The sequence below is a fragment of the Bradyrhizobium sp. genome (assembly GCF_036009065.1).
In the GTDB taxonomy this organism is placed as follows: Bacteria; Pseudomonadota; Alphaproteobacteria; order Rhizobiales; family Xanthobacteraceae; genus Bradyrhizobium.
The window spans coordinates 1-13,954 of sequence record NZ_DASYMN010000203.1 but is presented as its reverse complement, the minus strand read 5'-3'; the positions used below and the strand labels follow the sequence as shown (position 1 = coordinate 13,954).

Genomic DNA, 13,954 nt, shown 5'->3' with positions numbered 1-13,954 from the left:
GTTCTGCGAGCACGGCCCGGTCTCGGTGAGCTTTGCCAGCGCCGCCCATTGCGTCGGCGTCAGGTTGATGCCGATTTCGCGGGCGAAGATGGTGGCGTGGCGCTGCCAGACCTGGCGCAGGATGAAGCCGATCTGCTCCTCCAGCACGTAAGCAGGGCGCTGCGGTCTTGCGCTGCGTTTCGGCTGGACGCTTCTGGTCATGTACCCCCGCCCCTACAGCGCCAGATGCGCGTCGCGGATGTCCGGGCGCGCGTCGAGTTCGGCCATGGTGCCCGAGAAACAGATGCGGCCGCGCTCGACGATGTAAGCGCGGTCGCAGATCAGTTTGGCGAAGTGAAAGTTCTGCTCGGAGACGACGATGCTGAGGCCTTGCCTCTTCATGGCCAGGATGGCGCCGACCATCTGCTCGACGATTTTCGGCGACAGTCCTTCCGACGGCTCGTCCAGCAGCACCAATGACGGGTTGCCCATCAGGGTGCGGGCGATGGTCAGCATCTGCTGTTCGCCGCCGCTCATGCGCCCGCCCGGGCGACCCCGCATTTCGGCGAGATTTGGAAACAGCGCGAACAGTTTTTCGCGCGTCCACTGCGGCGCATTCGGCCGCTTCGGCTGGCGGCCGACCTCGAGATTTTCATCGACGGTGAGGTCGGTAAAAATGCGGCGCTCTTCCGGCACGTAGCCGAGCCCGCCGCGCACGATGGCATGGGTCGGCTGATCCGAAACATCCCTGCCCTCGAACACGATGCGGCCGCTGCGCTGCGCGACGAGGCCGACGATGGAGCGGAAGGTGGTGGATTTTCCCGCGCCGTTGCGGCCGAGCAGCGCCACCACCTCGCCGTCGCCGACCTCCAGCGCGATGTCGAACAGGATGTGCGCCGGGCCGTAATGGCTGTTGAGGTCCTGTACCGAGAGCTTCATGCCGGCGTCCCCTCGCGGTGGCGCGCGTCATAGACCAGCCCCTCGCCGAGATAGATGGCGCGGACCTGCGGGTTGCGCCGGACTTCCTTGGGCGGACCCTCGGCGATCAGGTTGCCGCGATTGAGCACCAGGATGCGGTCGGCGTGCTCGAACACCACGTCCATGTCGTGCTCGGTGAACAGCACGCCGATCGATTTTTCCCGCGCAATGCCCGCGGTGAGCCGCATCAGTTCGATGCGCTCGCGCGGCGCCATGCCCGCGGTCGGCTCGTCCATCAGCAGCAGTTTCGGTTGATTGGCGAGCGCGATGGCGAGCTCGAGCCGCTTGAGATCGCCATAGGCGAGTTCGCCGCAGGGGCGCTCGGCGTAGCCGCTCATGCCGACCAGTTCGAGCAGGCCGCCGGCTTCGTCGCGGGCGAAGCGCGGCGTCGAATGCCACATGTCGAACAGGGCGCGGGAAAACGACACCAGCGCGACCTGGACGTTCTCACGCACCGTCATGGTGGGGAAGGTCGCGGTGATCTGGAAGGTGCGCCCTGCCCCCAGCCGCCAGATCGCGCGCGGCTTCTGGCCGGTGATGTCCTCGCCGAGCAGTTTTACGCGGCCGCTGTCGGGAATGTTCTGGCCGTTCAGCATATCGAAGCAGGTGCTCTTCCCCGCGCCGTTGGGCCCGATCAGCGCCAGGATTTCGCCGGCCCGCAGCGCGAACGACACGCCGCGCACGGCATGAACGCCGCCATAGGATTTGGTCAGGCCTTCGACCGCCAACAATGTGGGGACCATGCTCATTCGGCGGTCTCGATCCGTGATGCGAGGAGCGCGGACTTCGACGATTTGGCCTTACGGCGATTCCGAATCGTCTGCAGCATGCCGACGATGCCCTTGGGGAATGCGACCACGATCAGCACGATCACGGCACCTAACACCAGTTTTGACAGGTCGGTCTGGCTCACCAGCCAGATATTGAGCGCCTTGTAGACGATGGCGCCGACCACCGCGCCCGACACCGTCTCGACGCCGCCGAGCAGCACCATGACCAGCGCATCGACCGAGAGCGAGATCCCGAGGCTGTCGGGGAACACGCTGCCCTTGAGATACGCGAACAGCGCGCCGGCAATGCCTGCGGCGGTGCCGGCGATCACGAAGGCGGTCCACTGGATGCGCTTGCCGTCGATGCCGACAGCCTCGCTGCGCAGCAGGGAATCGCGCGTCGCCCGCAGCGCATAGCCGAACGGCGAGAATACGATGATGCGAAGGGCTGCAACCACGAGCGCGGCGATGCCGAGCGACAGCCAGTAAAAGCTCGCAGGCCCTGCCGCCCACTTCTCCGGCCAGACGCCCAAAATGCCGTTGTCACCGCCGGTGACCGCGACCCACTGGAACGCGATCGACCACACGATCTGCGCAAACGCCAGCGTCAGCATCGCGAAGTAGACACCGGATAATTGCACCGCGAAGAATCCGAACACCGCCGCGCCGAGCAGCCCGAGCAGCGGGCCGAGCAGCAGGCAGGCGATCATAGGCAGGCCGGCGGCCTTGGCGAGGAAGGCGACGCCATAGGCGCCGAGCCCGAAATACGCCGCGTGGCCGAACGAGGCGAGCCCGCCGACCGACATCAAAAAATGCAGGCTGGCGGCGAAGATCACATAGATCGCGATTTCCGAACCGACCGTGAGCGCGTAATTGCCGCCGATCAGCGGCAGCGCGGCGGCCAGCACCAGCGCCGCGATCGCGGCAAGGCGCTCGTTGGTCGTCAGCGGCGCCCAGGGATTGACCGTCAGTCCCGGGGTGCGGCGCGCCGGCGCCTCCGGCCTGCCGAACAGGCCCCATGGCCGCACGATCAGCACCGCGGCCATCACCAGGAATACCAGGATGATGGAAATCTTTGGAAAGATCAGGATGCCGAACGCGTTGAGTTCCGACACCAGCACCGCCGCGACAAAGGCGCCGATGATGCTCCCCAAGCCGCCGATCACCACCACCACGAACACGTCGACGATGATGCGCAGGTCCAGCGCGTGGTGCACGGCGTCGCGCGGAATCTGCAGCGCGCCGCCGAGCGCTGCGAGGAAGACGCCAAGCGCGAACACGCTGGTGAACAGCCATTTCTGATTGACGCCGAGCGCCGCCACCATGTCGCGGTCCTGGGTCGCCGCGCGCACCAGCACACCCCAGCGCGTGCGCTGGAACAGCAGCCACAGGATGCCGAGCACCACCGGGCTCAGCCCGATCAGGAACAGATCGTAGGTCGGAATGTTCTGGCCGAAGAAATCCACCGCGCCGCGAAATCCTGGGGCGCGGCGGCCGAGCAGATCGTCCGGTCCCCAGATCAGCACCACCAGATCCTCGACCATCAGCGTCAGGCCGAAGGTCGCCAGCAGCTGGAACAATTCCGGCGAATGATAGATCCGCCGCAGCAGGATCATCTCGACCAGCACGCCGACTGCCGCGACGATCAGGCTGGCTGCGACAATGCCGCCCCAGAATCCGAGCGCGCCGGAAAACCGCTCGGTCAGCGTGAACGCCACGTAAGCGCCGAGCATGTAGAACGCGCCATGCGCGAAATTGACGATCCGCGTCACGCCGAAAATGATCGACAGCCCCGAGGCCACCAGAAACAGCGACGCCGCGCTGGCTAGGCCGGTCAGGAACTGGACGAAGTAGAAGGCCATCAGCGGTCCGCGAGTTGTTCACCTCTCCCCGAAGGGGAGAGGTCGGATGTCATCGAAGATGCCATCCGGGTGAGGGGCGCCACAGGCTCTGACTCGCGGCAGCCCCTCACCCGCCTCGCATCTGACGATGCGAGGCGACCTCTCCCCTTCGGGGAGAGGTGGGGCGCCGCGCCCGTGGCAAGCTCAATCCTTCGGCCGCAGCTTGTCGACTTCGGCATCGCTCGGCAGGTAGTCGCTGCCCTTGCGATAGAGCGAATCCACCATCACGCCCTTGCCGTCCTTGAGCGCGGTCTTGCCGACATAGGCGCCGAGGGTCGACTGGTGATCGATCTTGCGGAAGGTGATCTCGCCGAACGGCGAGGGCATCGACAGGCCCTCGGTGGCGGCGATCAGCTTTTCCGGGTCAAGCGAGTTGGCTTTCGCAAGGATCGCGGCGGCGGCCTTGATGGTCTGGTAGCCGACGATCGAGCCGAGCCGCGGATAGTCGTTGTACTTGCCCTGATAGGCTTTCAGGAATGCGTCGTGCTCCGGCGTCTTGATCGAGTACCAGGGATAGCCGGTGACGATCCACCCCGCCGGTGTTTCTTCCTTGAGCGGATCGAGATATTCCGGTTCGCCGGTGAGGAAGCTGACCACGGCGCGGTCCTTGAACAGGCCTCGCGTATTGCCTTCGCGGACCAGCTTTACCAGATCGGCGCCGAAGGTGACGTTGAGGATCGCTTCCGGATTGGCGGCCGCGACGGCCTGCACCACCGGGCCGGCGTCGATCTTGCCCTGCGGCGGCCACTGTTCGTCGACCCACTGAATGTCGGGACGCTTTTCCGACATCAATTTCTTGAACACCGACACCGCCGACTGGCCGTATTCGTAGTTCGGCGCAATCGTCGCCCAGCGTTTTGCCGGCAGTTTTGCCGCTTCTTCCACCAGCATCGCCGCCTGCATGTAATTCGAGGGGCGCAGGCGGAAGGTGTAGCGATTGCCCTTGGACCAGGTGATGGCGTCGGTCAGCGGCTCGGCGGCGAGGAAGAACACTTTTTTCTGGTTGGCGAAATCGCTGACCGCCAGCCCGATATTGGACAGGAAGGTGCCGGTCAGCATCGCGACCTTCTCGCTCGACACCAGTTCATTGGCGGCGGTCTGCGCGTCGGCGGGCTTGCCGCCGTCGTCCTTGGAGACGACCACCAGCTTCTTGCCGTTGACGCCGCCGGCGGCGTTGACCTCCTCGAGCGCAAGCTGCCAGCCCTTGCGATAGGGCTCGGTGAAGGCGGGCAGCAGCGAGTAGCTGTTGATCTCGCCGATCTTTATTTCGCTCTGCGCGAAGGCGGATTGCGCCATGCCGCCGAGAATGACGCCCAGCGCCGCGGCCAAAAATTGTTTTCGTTGCATCCCAAAACCTCCACTGTTGAAGAGAAATTACCGCAAACCGTCCTCGCCTTTGACTTCGGCAATCGTCAGACCCCCGACGCGCGGTAGCGGCCTGCCGCTGTCGGTGACGGCGACCGCCACCATGATTTCGTTGGCGCGCGGCGCATCGTTGATCTGCACTTCCATGCCGTCGAAATGGCTGCGCACGAAGGCTGCGTCCTTGTGGCCGAGCGGGATGTCGAGCGTGGTGCCGGGCCCGCTGCGCTTTTTCGACGACGGGATCAGTGCGGCGCCCTTGCCGAGCACCTTACGCACCGGCGCGCCCATCTTCGGGTGCAGGATCGCGGCGGCATGTTCGAGCTCGCCGTTCTCGCCGACCGCGGCGGCCTTGCCGTAACTTTGTGCTTTTGCCCCGTCGATGCCCAGCGCCGCGACTGCCTTTTTCGAAAGCAGCTCGCCGAGTTCCTCGCCGATCGCAATCAATGGCGAAAGGTCCTCGACATATCTGCCGGCGAACGGATTTTCGATCACGGCGATGGCCGCGGCGCGGCGGGTCGGCGGCGTGACGGGCCGTCCCATCTCCGTCAGCGTTTCCTCGACGACCGTGACGATTTTGCGAATGACCACGCTCATGACATCACGCTTTCCCTTATCGACTGGCGCGACACCGCCGCAGACCTTACCCTGGGCGCGACGATGCGTGTTTTGCCATGCAATCGCAATGCCGCGCTTTCGATCAGTCCTCGCGCAAGCAGCGCACGCGCCCTGTCCGCACCCGCTTCCAGTGCTTCCTCGAGCTCATATGGCGACAAATCGCCGACTTCGCGTGTGACGAGGCGCGCGCCGAGATCGCTGTCGGGCTGCAGGTCATGTGCCGCGCAGCGGAGAACCGCGGGATGTCCGGGCAGATCGACAGCGTTGGCGATGATGGTCGCGGCGGCGTCGGCCTGCGCCGCGGTTCGCGCGAGGACGGTGACCGCGTCGGCGATGCCGAGCGAAAAACTGCGGCCGTGGCGTCCGCTGGTGGCGATGCCGCGCGTTGGATCGCCGGCCTCGATAATTGTGGTTTGCATCGGACCGGGCTGGTCCGGCCGATCCACCAGTCCCACGGTGAAGTGCTCGCCCGCGCCGAGATGCAGCGCGATGTCGCCGCCGTTGTTGACATAGGCGCGCTTCAGATTTGCCGCTTCCACCATCGCGCCGAGGATTTCCTCGGCGACGGCGCCCGCTACCGCCGCCATCGGCGTGATGAAATGTTTCGACGCAAACGGGGCCACCGCGGCATCCATGCGGCGCGCGATTTTGCCTCGCAGCCTGCAGCTCACGGGATCGGCTGCCTTGCGCAACTCCGGCAACTCCTCGCACAGCGTATCGAGCAGGCCGGTGAAGCGCCGCGCGACGGCGGCGTAGGCCGCACCGACGTTCGCCTCGCTCCCCCAGGCTTCCACAATCAGGTCGATCGGCCCATCCTGCAGATGAAGCCGCCTGCCGTCCGCCAAAAATCCGATTTGCGGAAGTCTCGTCATGCTCGCGGCTTCGGTTGGAGTTGCGGCGGCGTCATTTGACGGATTTCGGCGCTGTCCTTCAATGACGCCAACGGCCGCACGTGATCCATATGGCCGCCCAGCGCTGCATAATCCGACAGTTTCAGGGTGAACTCGATCGGCGCCACCAGCGCCGGGGTCGGCACATAGCCGAAGGCGCCGGCCGGCAATCGCGTGACGTCCACCATGAAGGTGATGCCGCCGCCCGGCCAGACATAGACCGGCGCGCCGCCGGAGGTCACCCGCGTCAGCGCGTCCTTCACCGAGCGCGTCAGCCGCACCGGATTTTCGGTGACGCCGGATCGCAGCGAACCGCCGGCGCCGCCCATGAACAGCACGGTGCACAATGCCGGTTCGCAATTCTCCTTGATGCGCTCGACCGAGAATTTCAGGTCGGCCGGCATCTCCTTCTCCACCGGCTTTAACGCTTCGTCGAGTTCGAAATAGGCGGCGTGCTCGCCGGTGGTGCTGACCATCAGCATGGTCATGCCGGGACGCGCCTCCTTCGGATCGAACGGTCCCAGTACCGACAGCGGATCGGAAATTTTGGTGCCGCCCCAGCCGGTACCGGGCTCGGCGACCTGGAAATAGCGGCCGGGCGTGGAGCGGCGGCCTTTCATCTTGATGCCGGTGTCGGGAATATCGAGCAGTTTGCCGGCCTGGTGCTCGGACAGCACGCCGGTGATGTGGTCGTCGACCACCACCACCTCATCGACCTTGCCGTGCCACTGTTTTGCGAACATGCCGATCGTCGCCGAGCCGCAGCCGACCCGCATGCGTTGCTCGGGCACGCCGTTGACAACAGGCGGATAGCCGGCCTGCACCACCACGGTGGCGCCGCCGTCGATGGTGAGTTCGACCGGCTTGCAGTTCGACAGATCCATCAGCGCGTCGCAGGTGACGCGGCCTTCCTTCTTGGAGCCGCCGGTCAGATGGTGCACGCCGCCGAGCGACAGCATCTGCGAGCCGTATTCGCCCGTGGTGACATGGCCGACCGCCTCGCCCTGCACGCGCACAACAGCGGTTTCCGGACCCAGATAGCGGTCGGTGTCGATTTTTACCTTGACCCCGCAATAACTAAAAATGCCTTCGGTCACCACCGTGACCATGTCGACGCCGTCCACTTCCGAGGACACGATAAAAGGCGCCGGTTTGTAATCGGGATAGGTGGTGCCGGCGCCGATCGCGGTGACGAACACGTTGGGCTCATGCACGATCTTGCCGTCCCAGTCGCCGCCGGCCTGGAACGGCACCAGCCGTCCGCCATGGGATACCGTTCGCTCCAGCACCACATGCGGATCGACCCGCACCAGCTCGCCATTATGATTGGCGTAGCGGTCGCAGGCGCCGGCCGCACCCGGCTTGATGTAGCACATCACCGGGCATGCATCGCAGCGGATCTTGTCGGCGTTGGTCGCGTCGGTCAGCATGAAACAAGCTCACAAGCGATCAGCAAACCCTCGGAACTTTGTTCGTATACGAACGATCCTGCGCTGGAGCCGGAAAGCTGTCAAGCGCCACTGCATTCGAAAAGCGCCGCTGCGTTATAAAAACGCAGGTCGATCGGTGCCGTTGCGCATAAACCGGGCAGGACGCACCTTGTTGCGCGACGATGCGGCTTGCGTCGTATCGACAACCGAAGGGCAATCGATTTCAGGCAGGTTGCGATATAGCCAAAACCAGATGGTCGGCCAGAAGCGACGCTGCGTGCGAGAGGTTTGTTGCGCGATGCAGGCATATATCCGCCGCGGGAAGCTCCGGCATGCCGTCGCGCTCGGACAGAACCCGCAACTTCGACGGAAATGTTCCGGATTTGACCACAGTCACGGCGAGGCCTTGAGCGACGATGGCTTCAACCGCCGCGAGGCTGTGACTCACGAACGCCAGGCGCCAGGGTCGCCCGGCATTATCGAGCGCCTCAGTGGCCCATTTCCGGAACAGACATCCATGCGGATAGAGCGCGACAGGAAGCGGATCCATTGCTTCGACCGGATGCGATGCTCCGGCAGCCCAGACCGCCTGCTCGCGCCGCAGAAATTCGCCGTCGCCACGGCCTTGCGGATGCATCGCGATGACAAGATCGAAGGACTCGCCGAGCCGGTTTGCCATGGTCGCGGTCAGGCCGGTTTCCATTTCAACGTGGATAAGCGGATAACCGCTGACAAAGCGCGCCAACAAAGGCGGCACGACGATGCTGCCGTAATCGTCCATTACGCCGAGCCGCACCACGCCTTCGACCTTGTGGTCGCGCAGACGGCCGACAGCTTCGTTATTCAACATCAGAATGCGGCGCGCGTAGCCGAGCAACCCCTCGCCCGCGGCACTCAAATCAACGTTGACCGTTGTGCGCGAAAACAACGCGACACCAAGCCGATCCTCCAGACGCTTGATCTGCATGCTGACCGCGGACTGGGTCCGGTTCAGCATCACGGCCGCACGCGTAAATGAGCGTTGGTCGGCCACGGCGACGAACGCCTTGAGCAGTTCGGGATCGAGAACGGGAGAACTCATTTCAATCCTTCATGAGTGTTATCATCTAAATTCCATTTCGTTATGATAACTTCATCTCTACCGTATCCGCAACGCCGAATGCGGAAGGTCAGGCGATGGGAGAAATCTGGGGCGTGCTCGCTGCGGTGCTGTCGAGCGGGCTCGGCGGCACATCGATCGGCGCTACCCGCTTTGTACGGCATGCGGTCGATCCACTTGCGATCGGCGCGTTTCGGTTTGGTCTTGGCTTTATCTTCCTGTTGCCGATCGCGCTGATCCAAGGCGGAAAATGGCCGGCGCAGAACGACCGGGCTGCGACCGCCGGCCTCGGTCTGTTGTTCTTTGGCCTGTTCCCGATCCTGTTCAACGCGTCGCTGATCTTCACCACGGCCGCGCGCGGCGCGCTTGCGCTGTCGACGTTGCCGTTGTTGACAATGATGGTCGGGGCGGCCCTGGGCGTCGAACCGCTGACATTACGCAAGACGGCAGGTGTCTTCATCGCCACAATAGGCGTCGCGGTCGCGCTGCTCTCAAGTCTTAGCTCCGCGCCGGCGGGTGCATGGCGCGGCGACGCATTGATGGTGTGTGCCGCATTTTGCATGGCGCTCTATAGCGTGTGGTCCAAGCCGTACATCCAGCGCTCCGGGCCGATTCCGTTCACGACCATGGGGATGGGCGTCGGCGCGCTGTTTCTGGTGACCGTGTCCGCGATGAGCGGCAGCTTCGAGCCCGTGACTGCTTTCGGACCACCGCAATGGCTGGCCGTCATTTATCTCGGTCTGTTTGGAAGCGCACTGACCTTTTACCTTTGGGCGTTCGCCCTAAGCCGAACCACGCCGACGCGCGTTGCGATCTCCGTCACCATCAACCCGATTGCGGCGGCATTGGTTGGCGCGATGCTGCTCGACGAACCGATCCGCTGGAATCTCGTTGTTGGTTTGATGGCGGTCCTTCTAGGCATTTCGATAGCGACCTCGGTCAGCCGGCCTGTTGCCCGCACGCAGATGAGCCGGTGACCAGAATGCGGTTACTGCCTCAACGGCATGATCATGAGCACCAAGGCGCTACTGCTGCGCCCCCCCTGCCCGCGGGGGTCGACCCTTCCCCTTGGCTGCGGTGCAGCCAAAAACCCGTGATACATCTGTATCGACAGGCTTTGATCATGGCTGCGCTACTTCTCTCGCCGATAGCGGCGCCCCCGCGCATCGAGTACGTCGGCCGCTGCGAAGTCGTCGGTTAGCACCTTGCCTTTGAGCTCCTTCGGCACCGGCGCGCGCTGTTCAGTGACGAGTTTCGACACATCGAAACGGAACTTGTAACGCTCCTGCGCGGCCGCGGCCTTTTGCAACGTCTCGGCATCAGATGACGGGTCAAGCCGTCCGAGGACGATCACGTTGGCCTCCTCAATGTCCCGAACACCTGAATGGAAGAGATCGATGTTATGATCGAAGGCCAGGCTCACCGTGCGAACGTTGCTCTCGAAAATATCCTTCGCGGGAAGGAAATTGAACGCCGCCACGCCGTGTGGCGAAAGCCGGTTGCGCACCAGCTGATAAAACTCTTTTGTCATGAGATGAAAGGGAATGTAGCTGCCGGTAAACGCATCCACGAAAATCAGGTCGTACGGCTCGGTATGCCGGTTCAGGAACATCCGGGCGTCGGCCGGGATCAGACGGAACTTCGCGGTTTCGCGCAGCCCGAAATATTTCTTGGCGACGTCGATCACGCCGGGATCGAGCTCGACCGCATCGATCGTCGCCTCAGGGACAAAGCGCTGCAGATAAACCGGAATGGAGCCGGCACCGAGGCCGAGCACCAGCACGCGCTTGACGTCCTGCGGAAAAATCGCGGCGATGCTCATGGTTCGGGAATACGGCATCGGCAGATCGTCAGGATCCGCGAGATTGGTCACTGACTGGAAGAAGCGCCAACCCTTCCATTGAAAGCTCAGCTGGAGCAGGTTTGCTTGCTTGGTGACGAAGATGTCGTTGTAGACAGTCTCAAGATGCGCAATCCGGCCGTCCTTCCGTGCCAGCATATTGTTGCGGATTTGCGGATCGAACGAATCTTCGGCACAGGCCGGCGGCAGCGTCGCCATCTGCGACGCCAGCAAAGCCGCGAGAACGCCAAGCCGGACCGGCCGCCGCGACGCCGAAGCAGTACCCACCAGCAGCGCACAACCCAGCAGCCCCAGGATGCCGAGTGAAATGGTGATCGCACGGGTTCCGATCAGCGGGATCAGCAAAAACGTGGTCACGAGTGTGCCGAGGATACTGCCTGCCGTCGAGATGCCGTAAACCGTCCCCGAAACCGCGCCGGCGTTCTGTTTCGATTCGATCAGCAAGCGAATCGCGAAGGGTGAGTACATCCCGAGAAAAGTGACCGGGAACAGCATGATAGCCATCGCGGCGGCGAGGCTGCCCAATTTGATGTCGTCGATTTGCCAAGCGAAGAATTGCACGATCTCCTCGGAAAACGCGGGCAGCAGCAGCAGGTAAATCGAGCCGATAGCCACGGTCGCTCCGAGTAACGCCGGGGACGGATAGCGGTCGGCGGCGTAACCGCCAAGAAAATAACCGGCGCAGAGCGCCGCCAATACCGTCGAGATCAGCGAAGCCCAGGTATAGATGCCGGCTCCGAACGCGGGAGCGAGATAGCGGGACCCCAACATTTCGAAACTCATCACGATCGCACCGGTTACAAAGGCGACCAGATAGATAGAGATCGCAAACCCATTCCTGCATGGCGCTTCAGGCAGCGCCTCGGTATTCATTTGCCAACTCCTTCGTAACGAGCTCTTGCCAATACAGGTGCCGACAGCGGCGGCTGAACTCTTGAGAGCTTATGCCATGTCGGGCGCTCTGTCTCTGCACCGCTTGCTGGCTCCGCCATCGTCGTATCCAGTCCAAGCAACCGGGCATCCAATAATTCCGACGCGGGAACGCTTGAGTTTGGTCATGAGAATGTCCGTTGAGGGCAATCGCTACCGAAATAGCTTGTTCCCGCCAAGCCCGCTCTGCCAACGGCGCGCTTGCACGTTTGTATGCAAACGGTATCTTCGCAAAGCCTTCACCAGTTTGCACCGCAACGACCGACCGTGACGATGAGCCTGACCCGATCATGATCCGCCTGACCGTCAACGGCAAAGTTCACGACATCGACGCCGCGCCGGACACCGCGCTGCTTTACGTGTTGCGCAACGATCTCGAATTGAACGGGCCGAAATACGGCTGCGGACTCGGCGAATGCGGGACCTGCACCGTGCTGATCGACGGCGTGGCCGCGCGATCCTGCGTGATCCCGATCGATGGCTGCGTCGGGCGCGACATCGTGACGCTGGAAGGTCTCGGCTCGCGCGAGCGGCCCGATCCGGTGCAGGCTGCCTTCATCCAGGAACAGGCCGCGCAATGCGGTTACTGTCTCAACGGCATGATCATGAGCACCAAGGCGCTGCTGCTGCGATCCCCTCGCCCGGCCGAGGCCGAAGTGCTTGAAGCGCTGCGATATAATCTGTGCCGCTGCGGCGCGCATATCGAGATCATGCGCGCGGCGATGCGGGCGGCGGGGCATCTCGCAGAGGCGCAGGACTGATGGCGGAAATTCTGCCCGGATCGTTGTGCGTCGTTCGTCCGGACGCGTCCTGTGCAGGGGCTTTCGAAACCTTCATCCAGATCGCCGCCGACGGCGCGGTAACCGCCTTCAACGGCCATGTCGATCTCGGCACCGGCATCCGCACCGCGCTCGGCCAGATCGTCGCCGAAGAACTCGACGTGTCCTTTGCGCGGGTGATCGTGGTGCTCGGCGATACCTCGCGCGTGCCCAACCAGGGCGCGACCATCGCCAGCGAGACCATCCAGATATCGGCGGTGCCGCTGCGCAGGGCGGCGGCGCAGGCGCGGCATTTTTTGCTGGCGCGGGCCGCGGAGAAACTCGAACTGCCGGAAAGCGAGCTCTCCATCGAGGATGGCCTGATCCGCGGCCGCGACAACCGCAGCGTCAGCTATGGCGAGTTGATTGCCGGCGACACCATCCGCCTTGAGCTTGCCGAAGACGTGGCGGTGAAGGCCGTCGATGCCTACAGCATCGTCGGACAATCGGTGCCGCGCGTCGATATTCCGGCCAAGGCGACCGGCGAAATCCTTTATGTCCATGACGTGCGCGTGCCCGGCATGCTGCACGGGCGGGTGGTTCGGCCGCCCTATGCCGGCGTCGATGCCGGTGATTTTGTCGGCCGCAGTCTTGTTGCGGTCGATGAAAACTCCATCAGAAATATTCCGGGCCTGGTGGCGGTCGTCACCATCGGCGACTTCGTCGGGGTGGTGGCGGAGCGCGAGGAGAACGCGGTGAAGGCGGCGGCGCAGCTCACGGTGAGCTGGAAGCCAGGTCCGGCGTTACCGAATCTGAAAGATCTCCAAACTGCGTTGCGCGCCAACCCTTCGACGCGAAGGGTGCTGATCGACAAGGGCGATGTCGAAACCGCGATTGCCGGCGCCGACAAGCGCCTGCGACGAACTTACGTCTGGCCCTACCAGATGCACGGCTCGATCGGCCCGTCCTGCGCGGTGGCGGACGTGCGCGACGAAGGCGTGCGGGTATGGTCGGGTACCCAAAACCCGCACCCCTTGCGCGCCGATCTGTCGATCCTGCTGCAGCGGCCGGAAAACGAAATCGAGGTGATCCGGCTCGAGGCGGCCGGCTGCTACGGCCGCAACTGCGCGGACGATGTCTCGGCGGATGCGGTGTTGCTGTCGCGGGCGGTCGGCCGGCCGGTGCGGGTGCAACTGACCCGCGAGCAGGAGCACGCGTGGGAGCCGAAGGGCACCGCGCAGCTGATCGACGTCGATGGCGGGCTGAACGCCGACGGCAGCGTCGCGGGTTACGATTTTGCCACGCGCTATCCCTCCAACGGCGCGCCGACGCTGGCGCTGCTGTTGACCGGCATGATCCCGGCGGTGCCAGACGTGTT

Annotated in this window: 12 protein-coding genes and 1 pseudogene; 3 read left to right on the top strand and 10 right to left on the bottom strand. The window is 63.7% G+C overall.

What is annotated here, in order from left to right:
- The 9 genes and pseudogenes from VGP39_RS12535 to VGP39_RS12495 form a co-directional block, all read right to left on the bottom strand.
- Positions 1 to 201: pseudogene (locus tag VGP39_RS12535) on the bottom strand (MarR family transcriptional regulator); the annotation flags it as partial.
- Between the two features lie 12 nt (positions 202 to 213).
- Positions 214 to 918: an ABC transporter ATP-binding protein gene (locus tag VGP39_RS12530; protein WP_327568431.1), complete on the bottom strand. Its 705-nt coding sequence runs from the start codon at positions 916 to 918 to the stop codon at positions 214 to 216.
- Positions 915 to 1,706 carry an ABC transporter ATP-binding protein gene (locus tag VGP39_RS12525; protein WP_327568430.1) on the bottom strand — a complete coding sequence of 264 codons (792 nt, stop codon included), beginning with the start codon at positions 1,704 to 1,706 and terminating at the stop codon, positions 915 to 917. The genes VGP39_RS12530 and VGP39_RS12525 overlap by 4 nt, the downstream gene beginning before the upstream one ends.
- Positions 1,703 to 3,589, bottom strand: a complete 1,887-nt coding sequence (locus VGP39_RS12520; RefSeq protein WP_327568429.1) for an ABC transporter permease — start codon at positions 3,587 to 3,589, stop codon at positions 1,703 to 1,705. Before VGP39_RS12520 ends, VGP39_RS12525 begins: the two co-directional genes overlap by 4 nt.
- A 183-nt stretch (positions 3,590 to 3,772) precedes the next feature.
- On the bottom strand, positions 3,773 to 4,975 hold the full coding sequence (locus VGP39_RS12515; protein WP_327568428.1) for an ABC transporter substrate-binding protein: 1,203 nt from the start codon (positions 4,973 to 4,975) through the stop codon (positions 3,773 to 3,775).
- A 27-nt stretch (positions 4,976 to 5,002) separates the two neighbouring features.
- Entirely contained in the window at positions 5,003 to 5,587 is a 585-nt protein-coding gene (locus VGP39_RS12510; protein ID WP_327568427.1) for an amino acid synthesis family protein, read from the bottom strand.
- Positions 5,584 to 6,480: a UPF0280 family protein gene (locus tag VGP39_RS12505; RefSeq protein WP_327568426.1), complete on the bottom strand. Its 897-nt coding sequence runs from the start codon at positions 6,478 to 6,480 to the stop codon at positions 5,584 to 5,586. The genes VGP39_RS12510 and VGP39_RS12505 overlap by 4 nt, the downstream gene beginning before the upstream one ends.
- Positions 6,477 to 7,928, bottom strand: coding sequence for a 6-hydroxynicotinate reductase (locus VGP39_RS12500; RefSeq protein ID WP_327568425.1), 1,452 nt, complete (start codon positions 7,926 to 7,928; stop codon positions 6,477 to 6,479). The genes VGP39_RS12505 and VGP39_RS12500 overlap by 4 nt, the downstream gene beginning before the upstream one ends.
- A gap of 223 nt (positions 7,929 to 8,151) precedes the next feature.
- On the bottom strand, positions 8,152 to 9,009 hold the full coding sequence (locus VGP39_RS12495) for a LysR substrate-binding domain-containing protein (protein WP_327568424.1): 858 nt from the start codon (positions 9,007 to 9,009) through the stop codon (positions 8,152 to 8,154).
- A gap of 95 nt (positions 9,010 to 9,104) precedes the next feature.
- Between VGP39_RS12495 and VGP39_RS12490 the strand changes: the two genes are divergently transcribed.
- On the top strand, positions 9,105 to 10,004 hold the full coding sequence (locus VGP39_RS12490) for a DMT family transporter (RefSeq protein ID WP_327568423.1): 900 nt from the start codon (positions 9,105 to 9,107) through the stop codon (positions 10,002 to 10,004).
- A 155-nt stretch (positions 10,005 to 10,159) separates the two neighbouring features.
- Here the strand turns inward: VGP39_RS12490 and VGP39_RS12485 are convergent, their stop codons facing one another.
- A complete protein-coding gene (locus tag VGP39_RS12485; RefSeq protein WP_327568422.1) occupies positions 10,160 to 11,761 on the bottom strand; it encodes a fused MFS/spermidine synthase in 1,602 nt (533 codons plus the stop codon).
- Positions 11,762 to 12,108: 347 nt separating this feature from the next.
- Here VGP39_RS12485 and VGP39_RS12480 point away from each other — a divergent pair, with 347 nt between their 5' ends.
- Together VGP39_RS12480 and VGP39_RS12475 are read left to right on the top strand one after the other, a co-directional pair.
- A complete protein-coding gene (locus tag VGP39_RS12480; protein ID WP_327568421.1) occupies positions 12,109 to 12,579 on the top strand; it encodes a (2Fe-2S)-binding protein in 471 nt (156 codons plus the stop codon).
- The coding region (locus VGP39_RS12475; RefSeq protein WP_327568420.1) for a molybdopterin cofactor-binding domain-containing protein at positions 12,579 to 13,954 on the top strand (1,376 nt) is incomplete at its 3' end. The genes VGP39_RS12480 and VGP39_RS12475, both read left to right, overlap by 1 nt.